A 23,841-nucleotide genomic window follows, 5' to 3' on the forward strand; every position below is an offset into this window, starting at 1 on the left:
CTCCCCCGGCTCGGCGCCGGTCGCGGCGGAGCCGGGGCCGCCGCCCCCGGGCGGCGCGGCGGGCGCGGGCGAGCCGACCAGCTCGCCCAGGGCCACCACCAGCCGGGCCAGCGCGGGCAGGCAGCACGCCTGGGCGACCCACTCGCGCAGCGGCCCGCTCAGCAGCTCGGTGATGTCGTGGAAGGGGTAGTACAGCGCCAGGTAGGTGCCCGCGCCCAGGGAGAGCCCGGCGCAGGCCAGCGCCACCGCGACCGTCCAGGGGCCGGCCAGCAGGCCCAGCAGCCGCCCGCCGAGCGCGGGCCGCCCCGGCTGGGCGTGGCGCAGCGACCGCGACGGCGCGCGGCCCAGCCACCACACGAGCAGCAGCGCGGCGCCCACCACGGCGGCCCCGGCCGCGCCGCCCACCCACAGGCCGTAGAGCGGGCCGAGGCAGACCAGCAGCGGGCGCGGCGGCCGGGCGGGGCCGGCGGCGGGCAGCAGCGCGGCGCGCTCGGCCCGGGTGGGGCGCGGGGCGGGCGCGGCCCGGGGGCGCGCCGACCGGGGCTTGCGCGCCGACACCACGGCCGCCACCGCCACCGCCAGCGCGAACACCGCGCCCACGCCCAGGGCGGCGTGGTAGGCGGTGTCGGGGGTGTAGGTCAGCGTGACCTGGCCCGAGGCGCCGGCGGGCAGCCGCCACGCCTGCTTCCAGCCGTCCAGCCGCACCGGCTCCAGGGGCGCGTCGGCGCCCTCCAGTGTGGCCCGCCAGCCGTCGTTGAAGTTCTCGTTGACCACCAGGAAGCTGGCCTCGTCCACGGACACGTCGAACCGGCGCTCGCTGCGGCCCCAGCCGCCCATGGTGTCCACGGGTTCCGTGCGCACCGCCGCGCCGCCGTCGTCCCCGCCGCCGTTCGCGCCGTTCCCGTCGCCCTCGCCGGTCCCGAGCAGCGCGGAGTCGGCGCGGGCGAGCACCGCCGAGCGCACCTGGTACTGGTTGCCGGGGTCCACGGTGAGGCGGTTGCCGCCCTCGGCGACGGGCACCGGCGAGCAGCTCGCGAAGTCCAGCGGCTCGCCGCGCAGCCGGTCCTCCAGGGTGCCCGAGACGATGCGCGTCTCGACCCGCTCGCCGTTGACCCGCAGCACCGGCCCCAGGCCGCAGGCGGTGGCGGCGTCGCCGCCCTCCACGGGCGGCAGCGGGTCCACGTCGGGCAGGGTGATGCCGCGCACCTCCAGCGGCTGGCCCTCGGGCGGGTCGAAGGTGATGGTGAGGTCGCGCGCCGTCAGCGGGGCGAACCCGACCCAGCCGGTGCCGTCCAGCCAGCCCTCGCGCACGGCCCCGCCCGACTCCACGGTGATCCGGACCGGCCGGGTGACGCTGTCGGCGCGCGGGAACTCCACGCGCAGCCCGTCCAGCTCGGTGGCGCGGGGCAGGCCGACCTCCAGCCAGGGCCGCCGCTCGTCGGGGTCGGGGTACCAGACGGTGGCCGGGTCGTCGTCCAGGGCGTTGCGGCCCATGGCGGCGGGGTGCTCCACCGAGGTGGAGGAGGAGGTGACCGTGGGCTCGCCGGAGCCGGCGGCGCGGTTGGCGGCGTTCTCCGCGTCGTGGGGGTCGGTGAGCACCGCCTGCCCGGTGATGGTGTGGCGGCCCTCGGCGGCGGCGCCGCTGACCTCGAAGGAGCGGTCGAAGGTGTAGGCGTCCTCCCCCTGCACCGCCAGGCCGGGGTTGCACACCCACACCCGCGAGCCCTCCATGCAGCCGGGCACGGTGCCCACCGAGCCGGTGAACAGGAAGGCCCCGGCGTCGCCGGTGCCCGGGACGCGCAGGGTGCGCTCGGGCTGGAGGCCGGGCAGGGTGACGCCGGTGATGCCCACGCGGGTGCCGAACCGGTACTCCGGCTCCCAGGCCAGCTCGTCCACGCGGATGCGCAGGCGGGTGGTGGTGCCCTGGGGCGCGGTGAACTCCTGGGGGTCGGCGGTGGCGGCGACCGGCGCGGTGGTGCGGTCGTCGTCGGTGATGAGGCTGATGCGGGCGGGCGGCGGCTCGCCGGGGATCTGCTCGAAGGCGATGGTGAGGTCGCCGACCTCGCGCGGCTCGCTGAACTCCACCTCCAGCCACTGGCCGACGGCGCCGGTGAACCCGCTGGAGCGCCAGGAGGTGTCGGCGGCGTCGTCCAGGGCGGCGAACGGCATCCGGCCGGGGTCGCGGGTGGTGGGTCCGGCGTTGGCGCCGGACTCGGTGGAGGACGCGCGGACCCCGGCGATCCCGGTGTGCTCGGCGACTGCGGTGTAGTCGGCCCAGGCGGGGTCGACGATGTCGGGCGCGGGCGCGTCGCGCTCCAGCTCCTCCTCGGCGGTGAGCGTGTTGCTGATGTTGCGCCGGACGTCGGAGTAGACGATCTCGCGGCGCCGCGCGGTGTCGGTGACCACCGTGTCCTCGGGCGCGACCGCCTCGGCGCCGGGGTCGTCGCCGATGATGACGGGGCGGTCGTCGGTGAGCATGCCCTGCTCGGCGAGGCTGAGCAGCGCCTCGGGACCGCCGGTGACGCGCAGGGCGGTGTCGGCGGGCACGGTGCCCACGCGCGGCGCGGCGCCGTCGACGGTGTACACGTCGAGGGCGCGGTAGGGCTGGTCGTACCAGTCGGCGGCGCGCTGGACGTCGAGCGAGCCGACGTCGGGGCCGAAGGACACCGCGTGGGAGATCCCGGGCGAGGAGTTCAGCGCCTGGTGCACGCGCGCGGGCCAGCCGCCGTTGATGTTGTCGCGCTGGAGGTCGTTGCGGACCAGCAGGTGGGTGACGCCCATGCGGGCGAGGGTGTCGGCCAGCCCGGCGGAGCCGCGGCCCGAGGAGATGCGCTGGTCGATCTCCTGGTTGAGCCGGGACACCCCCGCCGAGCCCCACGGGATGATCTGGTGGTTGGTCCAGGCGCTCTCCATGAGCGGCTGCATGGGCTCGTCCATGGGCCGGCCCCACTCGTACTCGCCGCGCGCCGAGCCGGGCACGGCCATGGTGGTGCCCGAGCCGCTGTGCCGGTCCAGCCACTGGGCGGCCTCGTACCAGTAGCCGGGGACGCGCTCGAACCCGCCGGGGGTGGAGACCCCCACGGTGGCCAGCGGGGTCAGCGTGGCCAGCACCGCCAGGACGCAGGCGGCCGCGGCGACGCGGTGCGGCGCGGGCCACCGGGGAGCGGGCGCCCCGGTCGGCGCGGGCGGCGCGGCGGGCGGAGGGGGCGCGCCGCCGGGGGCGGAGGCGGCCTCGGAGGCGGGTGCGGCCCCGGGCGGGGGCGCGTCGCGGGCGGCGCGGCGCGCGCGGCGGTCGGCGGCGTCGCGGGCCACGGCGACGGGCAGCGCGGCCAGGCCCAGCACCACCGGCAGCCGGATCATCGCGTCGAACTTGTGGATGTTGCGGAAGGGGCTGAGCGGGCCGTCCAGCAGCGCGCGCATGGTCTCGGCGAAGGGGCCGGTGAGCGCGCCGGTGTAGCCGGCCGTCACGATCGCGGTCCCGGCGAGCAGGGTCGTGATGAGGAAGGCGCGCTCGGGGGTGCGCCGGTTGATGAGCCCGGCGATGCCCAGCCCGGCGACCAGGGCGGTGACCGCCACCAGCCACGGCTCGGTGGACAGCTCCGCGCCGGCGGGCAGCGCGGGCTGGCCGTGGCCGGGCACGTACCCCATCCAGTTGGAGGCGCCGCGCAGCGCGTTGGTGAGGGTGGTGACGCTGGTGGTGGTCGCGGCGTCCTCGGTGTAGGGCATGAACGAGAACACGTAGCGGCCCATGAGCAGCAGCGGGACCAGCCACCAGAAGGACACCAGGAACAGCGCGGTCAGCCACCACCCCAGCAGCCGCCACTTGCGCGGGCCGTTGGCGCGGGTGAGCAGGTACAGCAGCGGCACGACCAGCACCGCGAGTTCGGAGGCGGCGTTGGTGCCGCCGCACAGCAGGAACGCCAGGGCCGAGAGCAGGGCGGCACGCAGCGGCGGGCGGCCGGCGCGGGTGCCGTGGACCAGGGGGAGCACGATCCAGGGCAGCAGCATCATCGGCTGCAATTCGGCGGAGTTGTAGGAGAGCAGGGTGAGCACGCGCGGGGAGAGCGCGTAGGCGGCGCCCGCCAGCAGGCGGGTGTGCTCGGAGCCGATCCCCAGGGCCTCGGCCAGCTTGACGGTGCCCACGAACGCGGCGCACAGCAGCACGGCCATCCACACCCGCTGGACCAGCCATTCGGGCATGTCCAGGGCGATGAGCAGGGCGTGGAAGGGGCCGTTGGGGAAGAAGTAGCCGTAGGCCTGGTTCTGCAACTGGCCGAAGTAGGCGGGGTCCCAGAGGTAGAGCGCGCGGTAGAGGAACCCGAAGGGGTTGACCGTCAGGTCGATTTTTGTGTCGCCGACGATCATCGGCGGGTTGAGGCTGAGCGCCATCGCCCACAGCAGCAGGCAGACACCGAAGATCTTGAGCCGGCGCAGCAGGCGGCCGTCGGAGGCCGGGGCCGTGGCGGCGGCGGGCGCGGGGCGGGCGGGCGCGTGTGCGCGCTCGGCGGCGCCGTCGCCGTCCTCGTGCCCTGCGCGCCTGTCCCCGGCTTCGGGACGGGTCACGGGGCCGCCTTGGCGCGCGGCGGGCGGGCGCCGGCGTCGCGGGTGCGGGCCAGGGCCGGCGCGGCGGTGTCGGCGGCGGCCGGGGTGAGGGGCGCGGGTGCGGGGGCCGGGCGGGCCGGCCGCGGCGGGCGCACGGGGTCGGCGCCGGGCGCGGCACCCGGGGCGGCGGAGGCGGCCGGGGGCGCGGCGGCGGGCACGGGGCGGCCCGCGGCCTCGGCGACCAGCCGGGTCATGGCGGCGCCGCTGCGCTCCCAGGTGAAGCGCGCGGCCCACGCGCGGCAGTTGCGGCGGATCTGAGCGGCGCGGACGGGGTCGCTGAGTTCCGCCAGAGCCGCGGCGACGACGTCGGTCAGTTCCTCGCCCTCCCGTACCAGCCAGCCGGTCTCTCCGTGGCGCACCGAATCGCGGAGGCCGTCGACATCGTAGGCGACCGTGGGCACCCCCAGGCCCGCCGCCTCGATGACGGTCAGACCCCAGCCCTCGAACTCCGAGGCCGTGACGTGCAGGAGGGAGCTGGCCAGCACGGCGTTCTTGTCGGCCTCGGGCAGGAACCCGTGCAGGCGGACGTGGTCGGCGATCCCGTCGCGGCGGATCTGCGCGGTCAGGGTGGCGCTCTCGGGGCCGCGCCCCACGACGTGCACCCGCAGGTCGGGGTAGTCGACGCGCAGGTCGCGGGCGAGGTCGACGATGCGCGAGACGCGCTTTTGCACCACGAGGCGGCCGAGGCTGACGATGGCGGGCGCGCCCATCTCGGCCTCGTTGAGGCAGCGGTCGGGGGCGATGGGCTGGACGGGCGGGCTGCCGTTGTGGACGACGGTGATGGGGGCGCGCCAGCGCAGTTTCTCACGCATGGCGCGGCGGGAGGACTCCGAGACGGTGACCGTGGGGCAGGAGCGGTAGACGCGGCTGGCCACGGCGCTCTCGATGAAGCGGCCCAGCCAGGCCAGGGGGCGGTTGAAGTAGGCGTTGAACTGGAGGTCGTGGACGTGGTGCACGACGCTGATGACGCCGGTGCGGCGGGGCAGGACCAGGCGCGAGAAGAACGGGATGCCGTTCATGCAGTCCAGGGCGGTGTGGAACTCCCGGCGCCACAGCAGAAGCCAGAGCATGACCAGCGGGTAGACGGTGAACTTGCCGCCCATGCGGCGGATGACGATGCCGTCGCGGGTCTCGACGCGGGCCTGGCCGGGCTCGCGGCTGGTCAGGAAGGTGACCACGGCGCCCTGGCGGGCGAGGTGGCGGCTCATGCGCCAGGCGTACTCCTCGGCGCCGCCGGCGGCGGCCTGCCAGGGGTCGCGCCAGTTGATCATGACCACGCGCAGGCCGTCGAGGCGGGGCTGGGCGGGGTCGCCGCCCTCGGCGGCGGGCGCGGCGCCGGTACCGGGCTCCGGGCCGTCGGGGCGCCCGGAGGCGGGGGCGGCGGGGTGGTGCCCGGGGGCGCCGGAGCGGCCGGGAACCTCGGGGAAAAGGGGTATTTGCTGGTAGGCCACATGCACTCCTGTTCCGCCCGTTCCGCCTTGTCGCCCGGCGGCGGCTGCGTGCCCGCCGGGTGGGGCGCCCGGACGGTGGAACCGGAGCGGCGCACGGCCGGGGTCGATCGGGAGGCGCACCGGGGGTGCGCGGTGGGCGACCGCCGCGCGGGCGGGCCGGGGCAGGAGGGCCTGCCGCAGGGCGCGCGGGGGTGGGCGCCGAGCGCGGACGGCCCTGCCGAAGACGCCGGAGCGCGCCAGGTCAGGTCAGGGCCGTGGGCGCGGCGGGGTCAGCGGTCGCCGTAGTTGTAGAGGGACTGGTTCACGGGTTCGGTCGACGACGAACTCTGGGTGGCGAACGTGGTTCCCACCAGCGCCAGCCCGCCCGCCAGTGCCGCGCCGATGACGCAGGCGGCGACGATTTTGATCACGTGGAGCGCTCCTTCCGCGATTCCGCACCGGGGGTCGGGGCGGGACGCCTGGAAACGAGACTAGAACCTGATACAGCAATCGACCAGAGAATTGCCCCAACTGTAACGAACCAGGCTGCGGCTTCCAACCCCGACAGGGTGTCGTCTGTCGGAGCGACATGCTGATCCGGGAGTTCAAGCAGGGTGAGCCGGGTGCCGTCGTGCACGGTGGCCAGCCCGGCGGCGGCAAGCGAGAACCTGTTCTCGCCAGCGAGGGGGCCGAGCGCGGCGGCGGCATCGGGTCCAGCGGCGCCGGGGAGGACGTCGGCGCCCGGATCCCCGGGAAGCGCGGAGCGCTCCACCAGGACGTAGCGGACACCGAGGTCGCCGAGGGCGGCGGTGTAGGCGGCCAGGCCGGGGTCGGCGGCGTGCAGGCGGTCGACGCGCCGCGCGAGGGGGTCCTCGCCCTCGACCACGCGCACCGCGCCGCCGGCCTCGACGCGCAGGTCGTCGTTCCACACCGTGCGCCGGTCGAACAGCTTGGTGGCGGGGTCGAGTACGACGACTCTATGCCCGTCGCCGCGCCAGTCAAGGCCGCGGTAGGCGCTCCAGGGGAGGACGAGGACGCGGCCGGGGCGGTCGTCGGCGTTGACGATCTCCTGGACGTGCCGCCACTCCCGCGGATAGTCGAGGGGCGCCAGCCGCCCGGCGGCCCCCCACGCCAACCCGGGCAGCGCGGCCACCGGCGCCAGCGCCACGACCACCCCCACCGCCGCCCCGAGGAGCCGGGTGGCGGAACCGGGACCGGCCACAGGCCGGGCGCGGCGGGTCCGGGGCGCGCCGGGCCGGCCGGGCGCGGGAGGTTCGTCCATCCGGCGGCCTGGCACGCGACCGGGCTTCTTTGCCCCACCGCCCGGCGCGCGGTGGGGTTCGTCCGGCCGGTCCGACGCGGGACCGGGATCATCCGCCGCTTCGGGGTGGGGTTCGGGTTCGTCCGCCCGGCGCGCCGACGCGCGGCCTGGGTCATCCGTCCCAGCGCCCCGCGCGGGTTCGGGCGCGCCCCCACGGCCACGGGCACGGGGACCGGCGCCTCCGGTTGTCCACAGGCAGGGCAACCGGTGTGGCGCGGGGCGGTCCCGGTCGGCTTCACTTGAAATAAGGGGTTCCCCCGGGAGCCGCGCTTCGCCGTGCCCTTCCCCCTCCGCGCGCGCCGCCTGGTCGGCCTCGGCCGTTCGGCGCAGCCACATCAGCACCCCGGCCATCCCGGCGGCCTGCACCAGGGCCAGCGGCGCCACGTACAACTGGCCGTCGCGCAGCGGGCCGAACCCCGGCCACACCCCGATCAGGGCGGCCACCGCCGCGCGGCCCGGCTCGGTCACCCCGGCCAGCGCCACCAGCAGTCCGGCCCCCGCCGCCACCGACACCCCCGCCCCGAACCCCGGTGCGCCGCCGCGCCGCAGCAGCCACACCCAGCCGGCCCCGGCCGCCGCCGACAGCACCAGCCGGCCGGCCGCGAGCACCGGCACGCCGTACCACTCCGGCACCGCCTGGGCGTTCCAGATCCCGCCCAGCGACACCAGCGAGCCCACCGCGCCGAACGGGGTGTCGGCGCGCGCGGCGAACAGGTCCACGGCCGCAGGGTCGGTCCGCGCGCCGCTGCCCAGCGCCGGCACCAGCCACGGCAGGCTCACCAGCACCAGCGCGCCGGTCACCAGCCCGGCGCGCCGCAGCGCCCGCCCGGCCGGGCCGCCGCCCAGCAGCGCGGCGGGCAGCCCCACCAGCGCCGACAGCACCACCGAGGAGAACCCCCCGGCCGCCGCCGGAAGCAGCGCGGTGACCACCGAGGCCAGGCCGCGCGCGCCGGCGCGCCGCTCCCCCGCCGCGCCCGCCGCCCGGGCGGACCGGTCCGCCCGGTCCGCCCGGCTCAGCCGGGCCACCGCCGCCGCCACCCACGGCAGCCCGGCGTACCCCAGCAGCATCGCCCACTGCCCCAGCAGCAGCCGCTCGGCCACGAACGGGTTCCACGCGTAGAACAGCGCCGCCGCCACCCGCGCGCCGGTGTGCGCGTCGGGCACCAGCCGCCCCGCGCCCGCACCCGCCAGTGTGAACACCGCCATCAGCAGCAGCGCCTGCGCGGCGTCGCCCGGCAGCACCAGCCCCAGCGCGCCCAGCACCGCGTCGCTGGGCACCGCGCGCGGGAACCCGCCCCCGCCGCCCAGGGTCACCGCCGACAGCGGGGGCTCGGGCACGGCCACCATGTCGTAGCGCAGCACATAGCCCGGCCTCAGCGCCGGACCCAGCGCGAGCGCGCCCGCCGCCGCGCCCACCGCCCACGGCAGCAGCCGGCCGGCGGCCCCCGGCGCCGCCCGCCGGGGTCTCACTCCGGCACCTCGTACACCACCGTCGCGGAGTAGGCACCGGGCACGAAGTCGCGGTGCGCGCGCACCGCCAGCTCCCATCCGGGCGCGCCGTCGGGGGCGACGGTCCAGCGGCGGTCGCCGTTGACCACGGCCGCGCTCTGCCAGCCCGCGCCCTCGCCCGGCCCCTCGCCGTCCTGGGGGCGGCAGTCGGGTTCGCCCGCCGACCCGCCGCCGGAGGGGCCGTCGCCGGACGGTTCCCCCGGTGAAGGGCGCGGGCTCGGCGGGGCGCAGGAGAGCGGCCGCCGCCACACCTCGAAGTGCGTGGCGTCGGGCACCTGCGCCCACACCAGCGTGGTGCGGTCCTGCGCCAGCCGCACCCACTCCGGCGCGGGCGGCGGGTGGTCGCCGGCGGTGATCTCGACGGGGTCGGAGCGCACCCCGCCGTTGTCGCCCTTGAACGGCTGCACGACGAACTCGTAGGTGGCCCCGGCCAGCAGCCGGTCGATCGTGGCCGAGGGAGGGCCGCCGTCCTCCGGCGCCGCGACCTCCATCGGCAGCCGCACGAGGTCGTCGGGCTCGGGCCGCACCCGCCGCTGGAACACGTGGTAGCGGGTGGCGCCGGGCACGGGTTCCCAGGTCAGGCGGACGTCGCGGGCCAGGGCCTCGGCCTCGACCTCGGGCGCGCGGCGCGGACCCACGCGGACGTCGGGCAGCGGGCGCGGGTAGGGCTCGCCCAGGTGGAGGGTGGTGGCCAGGGCGTCGGCGAAGGCGGCGGCGATCTTGAGTTCGCCGCGCGCGTTGGGGTGGGTGCCGTCCCAGGTGTCGTCGGCCGGGGCGTAGCCGCGCGCGGTGCGGGCCACGGTGACCGGGGAGTTCTCGCCGGTGATCTCGGCGGCCAGGCCGGGCAGGGCGGCGTTGAACTCGGCGATCTCGGCGTTCATCCGCTCGGCGGCGGTGCCGCCCCATACAGGGGTGAGTTCGCCGATGACGATCTGGAGGTCGCCCCGGGCCACGCGGGCGGTGCTGACGGCGTCGCGGATGTCGGCGAGCGCGGTTTGGGCGGTGCCGCCGGAGACGAAGTCGTTGACCCCGGCCATGAGCAGGAGGTAGTGGGGGTCGTACTCGGCGACGTGCTCGCCGACGGAGTCGGCGACGTCGCCGGCGGTGCTGCCCCACAGCGCGGCGTGGTCGGTGTCGAAGTCGGGGTCGGCGTAGCGGGTGTCGCCCTGCGCGCCGGCGACCACGTCGAGCAGGGTGGTGTGGGGGCCGACGAAGTCGACCTCCACACCGGACTCCTGGCGCAGGTGCCGCCAGAGGCGGTAGCGCCAGGTGTAGTCGCCGCTGCTGCCCTGGGCGATGGAGTCGCCGGCGACCATGACGCGCGCGGTGCCCTCGGGCGGTGTGGCGACGTCCTCGGGCGCGCCGCCCGGCCCGGCGGCGGCCGGCGGCTCGTCGACCCGGAAGGGACCGGAGGCGAGCTGGATGAGCAGCAGCGTCGCGCACATGGCCGCTGCGGCGATCCCGAACAACCCCAGCGAGGTCGGCTGAAACCGCGCCCGCCGCCGCGTGCCGGGATCGGTGCCGGTGCCCGGGGCGCCGGTGCCATCGGTGGGGGCTCCCGCCGGGACGCCGGAGTCGGCGGCGTCGGCGGCGTCGGCAGCACTGGCGGCGGGGCCGTCCGGACCCACGGGAGCGGACCGCGCCGGACGGCGGCCCGCCCCCATCGCCGCGCCGATCCGACGCGCGGCGGCGCGCAGCCGCCCGTGGCGGGGCGCTTCCGGCGCACCCCCGCTCACCGCAGCCCTCCCCGGGTCAGCGGGCTGAGCGGCGGGGCGCCGCGTCCGTGGGGCGCACGCGCGGGCGGCCGCCCGCGCCGGGGGGCCTCTGTGGTTCGGCCGCCGCACCGCCTCCGTGTGTCCATTCCTCGATTGAACTCCACTCGGCGATGTGCCGCACTCGTCATCCACAGGGCGCACGGACTACGGGCGGTCCGCCCGGACGAACCGTGTGTGACGGTGTGCCCGGGCGGACCAAAGTGTCACTTGTCAGGCGATCGGCGGTTACTCCCAGATAACGCCGCCGGACTTTCCGTCGCCCCCGCCACGGTCGTGCCTCCGCATGTACATAGCCGTTCTCCTCGTCTTCGTCCGGTTCGGTTCACCTCATCGTGCGCGACCGAGGCCGTCGAACGCTCGCGACGCGCACTGCTCCAAGCGTGCATCCGCGCGCGGCGGCTGTCTCCCCCTCCGAGGGAACAGCCCTGTGCGGACCGCACCGGAGGCGGGGGCCATCAGCCCGAAAAGCCGCGTTTCCCGGCTTGCGTGACCGGAATCACTCCCGCGCGAACGCAAGGAGCCTCACGGGCGGAAGCGGCCACGGCCCGGGACCCGCCCGCCACCGCCGCACGGCCGCTGCGGTTTCCCGCTCCGCGACCAGGCGCGACGCCCGGCCGGTGCCCTCGCGGGCGCCGCCGAGGGGGCCGCCGGCGGCCCCCTCCAATCCGGCCGGAGCACGCCCGCACCCCTGGTGACCTGCGCGCCGGGCACGCCGAGTACCGGGCGGCCAGGCGGCGGGAGCGGCCGGGAGCGGCAGCGTAAACTAGAACGTGTTACAGGCGCGCGGCCGCCCACGCCCGCGCGCCACTCCACCGCTCAACCGCTCCACCGCCCCGTTGCCCCCTGCCCCACCGAAAGGCGGCGCCCCCGTGACAGGTCTGCTCGCCGCGCTGCTGTCGGCGGCGGTGTACTCCGTCGGGCTCACCATCGAGCAGCGGGCGCTGCACCGCGCCCCCGCCATCGGGGTCCACCGGCCGCTGCACCTGGCGCGCGTCCTGCTGGGCAACCCCCGCTGGCTCGGCGGGTGCGCGCTCGCCGCCCTGGGCAGCGTGGGGCTGATCGTCTCGCTGGGGCTGGCGCCGGTGTCGGTGGTGCAGCCCGCCTTCGCCGGGGGCATCTCCACGATGCTGCTGGTGATGGCGCTCGTCCTGGGCGAGCCCATCACCCGCGGCGAGCGCGTCGCCCTGGGCCTGATGCCGGTCGCGCTGCTGCTGCTCAGCCTCTCCCTGGACGCGGGCGGGCGCACCGGCACCACGCCGCACCTGCCGCTGCTGCTGGGCGTCAGCGCGGCGACGGTGGTGGGCTGCGTGATCGTCATGGCCGCCGCCGGGCGCGCCGGGCGCTACGTCTCCGCCGCCGCCATGGGCGCCGCCGCCGGGCTCGCCCAGGGGGTCGCCGGCCTCCAGGGCAAGGCCGTGGGCGGCCTGCTCGCCGAACTGGGGCCGCTAGCCGCGATCCCCGCCGCCCTCGCCTCGCCCTACCCCTACCTCTACGCCGTGGGCTGGGCGGTGGGGATCGTGCTGTTCCAGACCTCGCTCCAGCGCTCGCGCGCCGCCGTCACCGCGCCCGTGGCCAACGTCGTGGGCAACGTGTTCATGGTGGTCCTGGGCACGGTGGTGTTCGCCGAGGAGCTGCCCAACGACCCCGCCGCGCTCGCGCTGCGCGTGGCCGGGTTCTGCCTGACGCTGGTGGTGGTGGTGCTCATCCGCGGCAACGTCGCCCGCGCCGAGGCCGACACCGCCCGCAGCCGCGCCGAGGCCGGCGGCGCGGCGCCCGCGCCCCAGCGCCCGGCCGCCACCGACCGCTGAGGCGCCCGGCGCGGCCTACACCCGCACCGCCAGCGCCCGGGCCAGCGCCGGCGCCGCCACGTGCGCCCACGCCGGCACGACGCCCAGCGGGTGCTCCAGTTCGCGCCGGCTGACCAGCAGCCCGGGCTCCACCACCCAGGCGCCGAGGTCGGACAGCAGCACCCGCAGGTCGTCCTCGATGGTGCGGCCGTTGCGCAGGTCCTCGACCACCGCCATGGGCACGGCCACCCCGTGGCCCAGCCCCAGTTCGGGCAGCCGGTCGAGGAACACCTTCAGCAGGCCGGTGTAGCTGCCGTGCGCCTGGGGCGAGGCCACCAGCAGCACGTCGCTGCGGCGCACCGCCTCCAGCGCGGCGAGGAGGTCGCGCCCGGGGCGGGCCGCCAGCAGCGCGGGGCCGAGTTCGGCGAGGTCGACCACCTGCGCGGAGTCGGGCCGGGCGGGCGCCGGGGCCGGGCGGGCGCCGGGCGCGTGGGTCGCGCGGCCGCCGACGAGGCCGGCGAGGGTGTCGGCCGCCAGTACGGCGGCGCCGCGCACCGCGGAGCGGGGCTCCGGGGCGGCGACGAGCACGGTGAAACGTGTCATAGGGGTTCTCCTGGTCGGTACGGCCGGGCAGGACCACACTGCGCCGAGAACCGGCGCGAAGACGGATGCGGGAACGGCGGCGGGCGGCGCTCGACGGCGGCGGGCCGGGGTGGGCCCCCAGGGCTCCGCGGCGTCGCGGGGCGCGTGCTCGAAGGCGAAGGGCTGACGGCGGCGGGCGGCCGGGTGGGCGGTCACCGGGACCACCGGCTGGTCAGGGCCGTGACGACGGTGTCCGCGGTCCGGGTGCGCCTGCGCGGCGGGCGGCGTGGAGAAGGGGCCGCCTTCCGGTGCCGGGTCGGGCGGGGCCGTGCCCCGCGGCGCTATCTACAACAGAGCGCGCTGGCCTGCTGGCGCAGGTCGACGTGCAAGCGCTGGACGAGCAGCTCACCGGCGGACATGTTCTCCATAATGATCGGGGCGGCGGCTATCGTCAATGCGTGGCGGAGAGGGCCGCCGGCGCCCCTCGGGCGCCGCCCCGCCCGCCGCCGCGCCGGACCCCCGCACCCCGGTCGGCGGCGCCGGCCCGCCGACGTGGGCGGGCCGCACGGCGCGGTCCGCGCGTGCCCGCCGACCGGCGGCGCACGCGGCAGACGTGCGGCAGGCATGCGGCAGGCATGCGGCAGACATTGTGTTATCGGGCACAGGAGGACGCGCGACATGGGCCAGGGGCCGATCGGCACCACACTGACCAACGCTCGGCTGCTCACCCCCCACGGGGTCAGGACCGGGTGGCTCCGGGCCGAGGACGGCCGCATCACCGCGCTGGGCACCGGCGAGGCGCCCACGGGCGAGGCCCCCGAGCGCGACCTGGGCGGCAAGTGGGTGCTGCCCGGCTGCGTCGACATCCACATCCACGGCGGCGCCGGCGCGGCCTTCACCGACGCCGACCCCGAGCGCGCGCTGGAGATCGTCCGCTTCAACCGCGAGCACGGCGTCACCACGGTCGTGGGCGGCCTGGTGGCGGCCTCCCCCCGCGACACCCTGGACCAGATCGCGGCGCTGGCCGAGGTCGCCGACGCCGGCGAACTCGCCGGCATCTACCTTGAGGGCCCCTACATCGCCGCGAGCAAGTGCGGCGCCCACGACCCCGCCCTGCTGCGCGAACCCGACCTCGCGGAGTTCGCCGCCATGCTGAAGGCGGGCCGGGGCCACATCCGCATGATCACCGTCGCCCCGGAACTGCCCGGCGCGCTGGAGCTGATCCGCGCGGCCGCCGCCGAGGGCGTGGTGGCGGCGGTGGGCCACACCGAGGCCACCTACGACCAGACCCGCGCCGCGTTCGACGCCGGCGCCACCGTGGCCACCCACATCTACAACCAGATGCGCCCGCTGCACCACCGCGAGCCCGGCCCCATCGCCGCCGCGCTCAACGACGAGCGGGTGACCGTGGAGCTGATCAACGACGGCGTGCACGTCCACCCGGGCGCCGCCGCGATGGCGTTCGCCGCCGCCGGCGCCGAGCGGGTCGCGCTGGTCACCGACGCCATGGCCGCCACCGGGCTGGGCGACGGCGAGTACACCCTGGGCCGGCTGCGGGTGCGGGTGGTCGACGGCCAGGCGCGCATCCCCGAGACCGGGCAGATCGCCAGCAGCACCATCGTGCTGCCCGACGCGGTCCGCCGCGCGGTGCACACCGTGGGCGTGCGGCTGGAGACCGCCGCGCACGCCGCCACGGCGGTGCCCGCGCGGGCGCTGAACCTGGCGGGGGTGGGGTCGCTGACCGCCGGCAACCGCGCCGACCTGGTGGTGCTGGACGACAAGCTGGAGGTGGCGGCGGTGATGCACCGGGGGGCCTGGATCCGCGAGCCCTGATCGGGGTGCCCGGCCGGTGGGGCAGCGGCCGGACTCACCGGCCGAACCGGCTGACCGCACCGGGCACGCCGGGCGCCCGCCCGCACCGGGCGGGCGGCATCTACCCCTCCCGGACCGTGCCGTCCCAGCGCCACGCGCGCGGGCGCGGGCGGCCCGGGAGGTCGGCGCGCCCGGTGGACCACAGCAGGGCGGGCCAGGGGGGCGCGTCGGCGGGGGCGTGCGGGAAGAGCCGGGCCAGGGCGCCGGCGCACAGGTCGGCGGGCGGCTCCCAGGCCAGGCCGAGCCCCTGGGCCATGTCGTGGGTGTGGACCACGGTCTCGACCACCCCCATCGCGGCGAACCCTTCGGGGTCGGACAGGCCGAACACGTGGTGCGCGCGGGCCTCGGGCGGCGCGGTGCGCACCACGGCCGCCAGCAGCCCCCCGCACGCCTCCAGCACCTCCAGCAGCCCCTCGGGTCCGGCGGCGGGGTCGGCGTGCACGGTGTTGGCCGGACCTTCCGCCCGCCGCCGCGCGACCGCGAACGGCACCTCCCGGGTGCGCGGCGGCCGGCGCGGCCCGAGTTGGGCGGCGTAGGCGAAGAGGTCGTCGGCGAGGTGCTCGGCGGTCTCCCAGCAGGTCCACTCCAGCGCTCCGGCGGGGGCGCCCCAGGCGTCGGCGGGCGCCCGTCCCAGGAGGTCCACGGCGAGCCCCACGGCCCGTTCGACGTCGTCGGCGGTCATGGCACGACGCTACTCCCCGCCCGCCCCGGCGCCTCGGCTCCCCCTTCCCCCTCCTTCACCCCCTTGCTCCCCGCTCCTTTTCCGCGGCGAAAGCGCACGGCGGGGCAACCGGCGACGGTGGTTCGGCGTCTCTTCGCACGGGGGACCACCGAACACGTGCGGGCCCTGACGTAGGGTCGCCTCCGCCACGAGGGGTGAGACCCGCCCGCACGGGGGTAGTGCCGGGCCCATGCCACCATCGTGGAAGCCGGACACCGCCGCGCGGAGCGGAACTCGCGCCCTGACCTCCGCCGATCACCGGCGGGCTCGCGCCGAGCCGCGCGCGGGGGCTGATCTGGTGGCCCGGATCGCCTGTCGCCACCGTACGCGCGTCCGTCCGGCGCTACGATCAGCGAGACCAGAACCGCGCACCGTGAGACCCGGCCCCCCACCGAACCACGCCGAGCGCGCATTCACCCAGGGGGAACTGTATGGACATCGCCGTGTCAGTGGTCGTGCCGGCCTACAACACCGCGGCCGGCATCGTGCGCGGCATCGACTCCCTGCGGGCGCAGTCACTGCCGCGCGACCGCTTCGAGGTCATCTACGTCGATGACGGCTCCACCGACCGCACCGGCGAGATCCTCGACTCCGAACTCGCCGACGAACCCAACTTCACCGTCGTGCACATCCCCAACTCCGGTTGGCCGGGGCGCCCCCGCAACATCGGCGTCGACCACGCGCGCGGCGAGTACGTGTTCTTCATGGACGACGACGACCGCCTCGCGCCCGAAGCCCTCGAACGCATGCTGGCCACCGCCGAGCGCGACCGCGCCGACATCGTCATCGGCCGCGTCGCCGGGTTCGGCCGCAACGCGCCGCGCGAGGTTTTCCAGCGGCCGATGTCCAACGGCTCGCTGCGCACCCACCCCGTGCTGCTGAGCACGCTGACCGTGCAGAAGCTGTTCCGCCGCCGCTTCCTGCTCGACAACGGCCTGCGCTTCGCCGAGGGCCGGGTGCGCCTTGAGGACCACATGTTCATGCTGCGCGCCTACCTGGCCACCGAGCGGGTGTCGGTCGTGCACGACTACACCTGCTACCACTGGATCCGCAACCAGGGGTTCGGCAACATCTCCTTCGCGCCCAAGGAGCCGGCCGACTTCCTCGGCAGCGTCGAGCGCATCTTCGACATCATCGACGACGGCGTCGAGCCCGGCGCCTTCCGCGACCGCCTCATCGCCCACTGGTACCGCTCCAAGCTGCTGGGCCTGTTCCAGGGCCGCAAGTTCCTCCGCCAGGACCTCGACCGCGTCGCCGAGATGCAGGGGATCGCCGCCGACCTCGTCCGGCGGCGCGTCCCCGACTCCGCCGCCCGCCGGGTGAACGCCATCACCCGCCTGCGCGGCGCCGTGCTGCTGCACGGCGACCCCGCCATGCTGCGCGCCGTCGCCGAGTTCGAGGCCGACATCGCCCACCGCAGCCGCATCACCGGGTTCCGCTGGTCCGGCGCCGAACTCGGCGTCGAGGTGGAGTCCACGGTGGTGCGCTCCTCCACCGGCCGCCCGCTGCCCTTCCGCCGCGAGGGCGGCGCCGCCTACTGGGACCTGCCCGACGACCTGCTGGCCGTGCCCGAGATCCGGGCCGCCGCCGAGGTCAGCGGCGAACTCCCCCGCATCAGCCTGCGCGCGTTCGCCACCCGCTCCGGCGACCCCGCCGTGGTGCGGCTGCCGCTGGACCCTCAACACCACCAGGACCCCGCCGGCGACGGCCGGTTCCACGTCCGGCTGACCGGCACCGTGCGCGTCGACACCGCCGGCGGCAACCACGGCCGCCCCCTCACCGGCGCCTGGGGCTTCCACACCCGTGTCGACGTCGGCGGTGCCGCCGACAACGCCCACCTGGCCGCGCACACCGCCGAGGCCGAGGCCGGCCGCGCGCCCGCGTTCGTGCACTCCGACCTCGGCGGGCGCTTCCTCAACCCCTACTGGAACAACGAGGGCCGGCTGACGCTGTCGGACAAGGGCAGTTGGCGGCCGCTGCGGCGCGCCCTGCGCACCGGCGCCGCACCCGCCGTCACCCGCACGCCCGGCGGCCTGCGGCTGGAGATCCCGCTGGCCGTGCAGCCCGCCGACACCGCCGTGCCGCTGACCGTGCGCTGCGTCCGCGAGGGCCGCGACCCGGTCACGGTCGTGGGCCGGGTGGCCGCGCCCGAGCGGCGGGCGGAGCCGCCCCGGGCCGAGGGCGCCGAGCTTCCCATGGCGGTGCTCACCGCCACCGTTCCCGTGCCGCCGGGGCGGCTGGGCGCCTGGCACATCGAGGTCGGCGACGCCGGCCGCGTCACCCGGCTGGGCCCGGTGCTGGTGTGGGGTCCGCGCGGCTGGCGGATCGCCGCCGACTCCGGCCTGCGGCCGCTGGCGCACGGCGCCAAGCGCCAGGCGCGGCGGCTGCCCGCGCCCGTGCGGGGGCTGCTGCGCGGCGCCCGCGCCCTGGTGCGCGGCGGCGCCGGGCCGGCCGACGGCTCGGCGGGCGCAGCGGCGGGCTTGACGGGCCTGGGGGGCTCGACGGGCTCCGGCGGTTCGGGGAGCGCGGTGCCCGCGCCGCGCACCCACGCCGAGCGTCCCGAGGCCGCCGACGACGCCGCGCCCGCGCCGGTGGCCGCACCCGAGAAGTAGCCGCGCCGCCGCCCGGCACCGGCGGTGCGCGGGGCGGGCGGCGCGCGGTGCTGGGTGCGCCCGCCGCCCGCCGCCCGCCCCGCGCAAAACCGGGTGCCGGGTGCGGCCCGGTGGGGTAGGGTGCGGGGCGTGTCGAGTCCAGAGGCGTCCAAGAAGGGGCTTTCGGTCACCCCCGTCAGCCCCGTGAACCCCTGATTCCCCGGCCCTGAGCGCCGCCGCCCGCGCGGCTGCCCGCTTCCAGGGCGGTCGGGGTGGCTGGCCGTGCGGTGACCAGACGTCGTGTCCGGTCACTCACCACCTCGGAGCCACTCGATGCCCCTGCCCCTCTACCTCCTCGCCCTGGCCGTGTTCGCCATGGGCACCTCGGAGTTCATGCTCGCCGGCCTGCTGGCCGACATCGCCGCCGACCTCGGCGTCCCGCTGGCCACGACGGGCCTGCTGACCTCGGCCTTCGCCGTCGGCATCGGCGCCGGCGCCCCCCTCATGGCCGCCCTGTCGCGCACCTGGCCCCGGCGCACCGCCCTGCTGTGCTTCCTCGGGCTGTTCCTGGGCGCCCACGTGGTGGGCGCGCTCACCGGGAGTCTTGCGGTGCTGCTGGCCACCCGCGTCGTCGCGGCGCTGGCCAACGCCGGGTTCCTGGCGGTGGCCATGACCACCGCCGCCGGCCTCGTTCCGGCCGACCGCACGGGGCGGGCGCTGGCGGTCCTGCTCAGCGGCACCACCCTCGCCACCATCGCCGGGGTGCCCGGCGGCGCGCTCCTGGGCGCGCTGCTGGACTGGCGCGCCACGTTCTGGGCCGTCGCGCTGCTGTGCCTGCCGGCGGCGCTGGGCGTGCTGCGCGGTGTCCCGGCCGGTCCGCCCGCGCGCGGCGGCGCCGCCGGCCCGGCCCTGCGCGGCGAACTCGCCGAGCTGCGGCGCCCGCGCCTGCTGCTGGTCCTGGTGCTGGGGGCGCTGGTGAACGCGGCGACCTTCGCCACCTTCACCTTCCTCTCCCCCATCACCACCGGCACCGCCGGGCTCGGGGCGCTGTGGGTGCCGGTGGTGCTGGTGCTCTTCGGTCTGGGCTCCTTCGCCGGGGTCACCGCCGCCGGGCGGCTGGCCGACCGCCGCCCCGGCCTGGTGGTCGGGGTCGGCGGGCCGCTGCTGCTCACCGGCTGGGTCGCACTCGGCCTGACCGCCGCCCACCCGGCGGCCCTGCTGGTGCTGGTGTTCGCGCAGGGCGCGCTGTCCTTCGGCCTGGGCGGCACGCTGATCGCCCGCGTGCTCCACGAGGGCGCGGGCGCGCCCACCATGGCGGGCTCCTACGCCACCGCCGCCCTCAACGCTGGCGCCGCGATCGGCCCCGCCGTCGCCGGTGCGGCCCTGGGCGCCGGGGCGGCCGGGCTGGGGCCGGTGTGGGTCAGCGCCGCCCTGGTGGCGGCCGCGCTGTGCGTGGCGGCGCCGTTCCACCGCGCCCTCGCGGCCGGCGCCCCGGCGCGGCAGCGGACCTAGCCAGCGGCCTGCCGGCCGGGCCGCCTGGTGGCCAGGCGGTCCGGCCGCCGCGCGGCCGCACGGCCCGCCGGGTATCGGCGTGTCACGGCAAGGTTGCGGAGCGGTTCGGCCACCCAGGGTGACAATGGCCAGACAGCAGGGTCCCGCACCTCACCCGCACCGGCAAGGAGGCCACCGTGGTCGAGCCCCGTTCCGCCCAGTCCCGGCCCGCATCGCCCACGCTGCCCCGCTCCGCTGAACGCGGACACCTCTCGCGCCTGGCCACCGCCCTGGCCCGCTACGGCGTGTGGGCACGGGTCATCGACGACTCTGCGCCCTACCTGCGGGTGAGCAACCCCGCCTCGGAGTACGCGGTCGAGGACGTGCTGTGCGAGCGCCGCGCCCACGACCACGCGTTCCTGGCGTCCTTCGGTGTCTACCTGGGCAGCAGCGACAGCCTCGACCTCACCGCCCGCAAGGTCGCCTGGCTGGTCGGCGCGATCAAGGAGTAGCCGCCCGACCCCGCCGCATCCGGCGGGCCGAGCCCGGTCCGGGGGCGGCGACCACCGGCCGCGAAGGCGGATGAACACCGCCTCGGCGACCAACTCCGCACCACGGACACAGAAAACGACCCCGCCCGGTGGCCAGAGGCCGCCGGGCGGGGTCGTTCGACTGGTGGAGGTGGCGGGAATCGAACCCGCGTCCTTCGATGACGTACAAGGGCTTCTCCGAGCGCAGTCCGTGCTGCCGTTCTGCTCGGCTCCAGCGCTCCCACGAACAGGTCGCTGACGAGCCCAGCCACGAAAATGTCCCGCTCAGGCCCCGTGGCCTGATCTGAGCGGTAAGTCCCCTGAACGATGCCGGACACCGGGTCGAGGACGCACCCGGGCCGACAGAGTCGCTATCGCTTAGGCAGCGAGAGCGAACTCAGTGCGCTTGGAATTGGCACTTGTGTTTAGCGCGAAAGCAGGATTAACGAGGTTACTTCCGCAATCCTCGGCTCGCTTCCCCTCATACGGCGATCGAAGTCGAAACCGATCACCCCCTGTGCAGTTTTCAACGGGCCCAAGCCCGCGCGAGGAACCCCAGGGACTCCCCGTGTGGTTCCACGTTACCGCTACAACACGCATGCGGCCAAGCCGATTCCCGCCGTTGAGGCCCGATCGGGATCTTTCGCCTGCCGGACGGCGGCGGTCACGCTCCGCGAGCGGTCCGCCGGAGGGACAACACCCGGGGCCGCCCGGGTGTTCCGGACGCCTACGCCCCGGCCCGCGAACCGGCCCCGGACACGAAGAATCCCTCGCGGGCGCGGACGGGAACCATCGACGCTGCCCGCGAGGGCGGCCGGCAGGGTCGGGCCGGCCTTTCTCTTCGGCAGGGCCTCCCCCGAGACGAGGTCCTGCTTACTCAGACTGGTTCCGCAACCCCCTTTGCGGTCCCAGTCACCCGGAAAGACGCACCCGGGGCGCCCGAAGGTTGCCTCGGTGCCCGATTTTTTTCGAGGGGGTCTCGCACGGTGCCGGAGGGGCGTGCAGGGTCCCGGACAGGCCGTCCGGTGCGGTCCGGGCCGCACGCGGCCCCGGCCCCCGCCCGGACCCTCTCGGCCCCTACTGCGGCACGGCCTCCGTGCCGGGCGCCGGAACCGTCGGCGTCGCGCCGGCGCCGGGCTGCTCCTGGCCGGCCGTGTCGCCCTGCGGGGCGGTGTCGGCCGCGTCGGGCGCCTCCCCGCCGTCCTGGGCCAGGCCCTCGGCGTACCCGGCGGGCAGGGTCTGGAGGAAGGACCCGGCGGCGGTGACCGCGTACTGCTCCCACAGTTGGATGGAGGGGTCCACCTCGGCCACCACGGCGAACGCCAGCGGCCCCTGGTAGCCCACGAACCACTGCACCGCCGTGTTCTGGCCCCGCACCTTCTGCTGGGTGTTGGCCACCTGGCCGTGCACCGGCAGCGTGGTGCCGACGTTGGCGCCAGTGGCGCTCTGCTCCACCACCGCGCGCATCATGTCCTGGACCTGCCCGATCGCCTGCGGGTCGAGGTCGTGGGACTCCCCGCCCTGCACGTTGGCGGCGTCGTCGTCGGCCACCAGGCGCGGCGCGTGCCAGGTGCCGTCGGCCACGGCGCCGGCCACCATCGCCATCGACAGCGGGCTCACCCGCACCCGGTCGACGCCGGCCATGGCGGCGGCGGTGTCGGCCGGGGTCTCGGGCGTGGAGAAGTTGCCGTTGTAGGTGGGGACCGACAGCCGCCAGTCGCCGCCGATGCCGAACCGGGCGGCGGCCGACTCGATCGCCTCGGCGCCCACCTGCTCGCCCATCCGCGCGAAGGCGGTGGTGCAGGCGTAGGTGAAGTTGGTGGTGAGGTCGGGCAGTCCCGACAGCCCCGTGTTGTTGGGGGTGCGGAACGTGCGGTCGCCCACACGGGTCTGGTTCTCGCAGGCCATGGTGTCGGCCGGGCGCATGCCGCTCTCCAGCGCGGCGGTGGCCGACACGATGCTGAACGCCTCGCCGGGGCGGTACTCGGCGGTGAACGCGCCGGTGTCGTCGTCGCCGCCCTGGTTGCCCACGGCCGCCAGGATCTCGCCGGTGCGGGCGTCGAGGGCCACCAGGTAGCCCCGGCCGGGCAGGGCCGCCAGCGCGGACTCCCCCGCCTCCTGCGCGCGCAGGTCCAGCGTGGTGGTCAGCGACCCGCTCTCCATGCCGGGCCACGAGTGCAGGGTGCCGGTCTCCTGGCCCTGGGCGTCGACGGTGACCACCGCCGTGGTGGCGGTGCCGGCCAGCCGCTGCTGGAAGACGTTCTGCAAGCCGGTGAGGCCCACGGTGTCGCCGGCCTGGTAGGTGCCGGCCACGCGGGAGGAGACGTTGTGCTCGGCGGTGCCGGCGACCTGGCCGATAACCGCCTCGGCGGCGCGCGGGTTGAGCCGCATCTCCAGCTTCTGCGTCTGTACCCCCGGGATCTCCTTGGCGCGCCGCTCGACGTCGGCCCCGACGTCGCCCTGGCGCATCAGCACCAAGGGCTGGAACTCCTGCGGCGGCGCCGAGCGCACCCGGTCCAGCAGCGGGTCGGAGTCCTCGCCGAGGAGTTCGGCGAGGTCGGCCACGCCGCGCTCCATGTCGCGCATCTCGGCGGGGACCACGCCGAAGGCGGTGACGGCGTCGGTGCCCACGAGCGGCTGGTCGTTGCGGTCGAGGATCTGGCCCCGGTCGGGCACGTCGTAGCTGACGGCGATGCGCTCGTCTTCGCCGAGTTCGGGGTGGATGACCGAGGGCGACCACTCGATGGCCCACCCCGCCGGCCCGCGCGCCAGGTTCATGGAGCCGTCGAAGTTCCACACGGGGTCGCCGATGCCGAGGTCGGCCTGCCCCTCGAACGCGGCGGTGGCGGTGTCGCCGTCCTGGCTGATCTTGCCCAGCGAGAACCGCAGTCCGGCGAGGTCGAGCTGGCGGTGGGTGTCCTCCAGCGCCTCGGCGACCTCCTCGGGGTCCCCGTCGGTCTGCTGGGCGGCGGCCGCGTACTCGCCGGCCTGCCAGTTCAGCAGGAACGTGCGGACCGCGACCTCGGGGCTGGGCTGGGTGGTGCAGCCGGTGACGACGGCCGCGGTGGCCAGCCCGGTGCCCGCTGCGAGGAGTCGGCGGAGGTGACGGGGGGACACCCTGGTGTTCCTTTCACACGGCCTCAGCGGCGGCGCCGGAGCGCGCGCTCGATGTCGCGTTTGGCCTCGCGCTCGGCGATGTCTTGGCGTTTGTCGTAGCTGCGCTTACCGCGGGCAAGCGCGATCTCCACCTTGGCCCGGCCCTCGCTGAAGTACAGCGAGAGCGGGACCAGCGTGCGGCCGGGCTCGGCGGTCTTGCCGATGAGCCGGGAGATCTCCTCGCGGTGCAGCAGCAGCTTACGGGGTCGGCGCGCGGCGTGGTTGGTCCAGGTCCCGTGGGCGTACTCGGGGATGTGGACGTTCTCCAGCCACACCTCGCCGTCCTTGACCTGGGCGAACCCGTCGACAAGGGAGGCGCGTCCGGCCCGCAGCGACTTGACCTCGGTGCCGGTCAGGACGATGCCCGCCTCGTAGGTGTCGTCGATGTGGTAGTCGTGCCGGGCCCGCCGGTTCTGCGCGATGAGCTTGCGCCCCTTTTCCCGTGCCACAGGTGTCCCCTTCCTCAGCCGCTTC

Annotated in this window: 14 protein-coding genes and 1 other RNA gene; 5 read left to right on the top strand and 10 right to left on the bottom strand. The window is 76.4% G+C overall.

All coding sequences use genetic code 11. From position 1 onward, the window contains the following. The 5 genes from LG943_RS23265 to LG943_RS23285 form a co-directional block, all read right to left on the bottom strand. Positions 1–4,389 (bottom strand): alpha-(1->3)-arabinofuranosyltransferase domain-containing protein (locus LG943_RS23265; protein WP_270074522.1); only part of this gene is annotated, 4,389 nt, incomplete at its 3' end. Positions 4,390–4,559: 170 nt separating this feature from the next. After that, the gene (locus tag LG943_RS23270) at positions 4,560–6,053 is read right to left on the bottom strand and encodes a glycosyltransferase family 4 protein (RefSeq protein WP_270074490.1); all 1,494 of its coding nucleotides are present in this window, start codon (positions 6,051–6,053) and stop codon (positions 4,560–4,562) included. A 269-nt stretch (positions 6,054–6,322) separates the two neighbouring features. Further along, the gene (locus LG943_RS23275) at positions 6,323–6,463 is read right to left on the bottom strand and encodes a hypothetical protein (protein WP_179767462.1); all 141 of its coding nucleotides are present in this window, start codon (positions 6,461–6,463) and stop codon (positions 6,323–6,325) included. Beyond that, positions 6,460–8,823 (bottom strand): hypothetical protein, encoded by a 2,364-nt coding sequence (locus LG943_RS27710; protein ID WP_333486430.1) that lies wholly within the window; start codon positions 8,821–8,823, stop codon positions 6,460–6,462. Before LG943_RS27710 ends, LG943_RS23275 begins: the two co-directional genes overlap by 4 nt. Next, positions 8,820–10,490, bottom strand: coding sequence for a GDSL-type esterase/lipase family protein (locus tag LG943_RS23285; RefSeq protein WP_270074491.1), 1,671 nt, complete (start codon positions 10,488–10,490; stop codon positions 8,820–8,822). Before LG943_RS23285 ends, LG943_RS27710 begins: the two co-directional genes overlap by 4 nt. A 1,016-nt stretch (positions 10,491–11,506) precedes the next feature. Here LG943_RS23285 and LG943_RS23290 point away from each other — a divergent pair. Beyond that, a complete protein-coding gene (locus LG943_RS23290; protein ID WP_270074492.1) occupies positions 11,507–12,445 on the top strand; it encodes a hypothetical protein in 939 nt (312 codons plus the stop codon). A gap of 15 nt (positions 12,446–12,460) precedes the next feature. Here the strand turns inward: LG943_RS23290 and LG943_RS23295 are convergent, their stop codons facing one another. Then, positions 12,461–13,027, bottom strand: coding sequence for an NADPH-dependent FMN reductase (locus tag LG943_RS23295; protein WP_270074493.1), 567 nt, complete (start codon positions 13,025–13,027; stop codon positions 12,461–12,463). 657 nt (positions 13,028–13,684) lie between these two features. Between LG943_RS23295 and nagA the strand changes: the two genes are divergently transcribed. Further along, a complete protein-coding gene (nagA, locus tag LG943_RS23300) occupies positions 13,685–14,839 on the top strand; it encodes an N-acetylglucosamine-6-phosphate deacetylase (RefSeq protein WP_270074494.1) in 1,155 nt (384 codons plus the stop codon). A 100-nt stretch (positions 14,840–14,939) separates the two neighbouring features. On the opposite strand, the gene LG943_RS23305 is transcribed toward nagA, so the two are convergent. Continuing rightward, positions 14,940–15,560, bottom strand: coding sequence for a DinB family protein (locus tag LG943_RS23305; RefSeq protein WP_270074495.1), 621 nt, complete (start codon positions 15,558–15,560; stop codon positions 14,940–14,942). Between the two features lie 470 nt (positions 15,561–16,030). On the opposite strand from LG943_RS23305, the gene LG943_RS23310 reads away from it, so the two are divergent. From LG943_RS23310 to LG943_RS23320, 3 genes are all read left to right on the top strand, one after another. Further along, entirely contained in the window at positions 16,031–18,211 is a 2,181-nt protein-coding gene (locus LG943_RS23310; protein WP_270074496.1) for a glycosyltransferase family 2 protein, read from the top strand. A gap of 312 nt (positions 18,212–18,523) precedes the next feature. Further along, entirely contained in the window at positions 18,524–19,702 is a 1,179-nt protein-coding gene (locus LG943_RS23315; protein WP_270074497.1) for a Cmx/CmrA family chloramphenicol efflux MFS transporter, read from the top strand. A 176-nt stretch (positions 19,703–19,878) separates the two neighbouring features. Next, the gene (locus LG943_RS23320; RefSeq protein ID WP_270074498.1) at positions 19,879–20,193 is read left to right on the top strand and encodes a hypothetical protein; all 315 of its coding nucleotides are present in this window, start codon (positions 19,879–19,881) and stop codon (positions 20,191–20,193) included. Between the two features lie 161 nt (positions 20,194–20,354). On the opposite strand, the gene ssrA is transcribed toward LG943_RS23320, so the two are convergent. From ssrA to smpB, 3 genes are all read right to left on the bottom strand, one after another. Further along, positions 20,355–20,727: a transfer-messenger RNA gene (ssrA, locus tag LG943_RS23325) on the bottom strand. Positions 20,728–21,288: 561 nt separating this feature from the next. Continuing rightward, a complete protein-coding gene (locus tag LG943_RS23330) occupies positions 21,289–23,328 on the bottom strand; it encodes a penicillin-binding transpeptidase domain-containing protein (RefSeq protein ID WP_270074499.1) in 2,040 nt (679 codons plus the stop codon). Positions 23,329–23,351: 23 nt separating this feature from the next. Continuing rightward, positions 23,352–23,816 carry an SsrA-binding protein SmpB gene (gene smpB, locus LG943_RS23335; protein ID WP_270074500.1) on the bottom strand — a complete coding sequence of 155 codons (465 nt, stop codon included), beginning with the start codon at positions 23,814–23,816 and terminating at the stop codon, positions 23,352–23,354. Positions 23,817–23,841: the final 25 nt, after the last annotated feature.

The sequence above is a fragment of the Streptomonospora mangrovi genome (assembly GCF_027604915.1).
GTDB classification, from domain to species: domain Bacteria; phylum Actinomycetota; class Actinomycetes; order Streptosporangiales; family Streptosporangiaceae; genus Streptomonospora; species Streptomonospora mangrovi.

Bases quoted from the DNA above. Each gene is read 5' to 3' on its own strand.
- LG943_RS23305 (WP_270074495.1), bottom strand. From the start codon at position 15,560: ATGACCGCCGACGACGTCGAACGGGCCGTGGGGCTCGCCGTGGACCTC.
- nagA (WP_270074494.1), top strand. From the start codon at position 13,685: ATGGGCCAGGGGCCGATCGGCACCACACTGACCAACGCTCGGCTGCTC.
- LG943_RS23295 (WP_270074493.1), bottom strand. From the start codon at position 13,027: ATGACACGTTTCACCGTGCTCGTCGCCGCCCCGGAGCCCCGCTCCGCG.
- LG943_RS23310 (WP_270074496.1), top strand. From the start codon at position 16,031: ATGGACATCGCCGTGTCAGTGGTCGTGCCGGCCTACAACACCGCGGCC.
- LG943_RS23315 (WP_270074497.1), top strand. From the start codon at position 18,524: ATGCCCCTGCCCCTCTACCTCCTCGCCCTGGCCGTGTTCGCCATGGGC.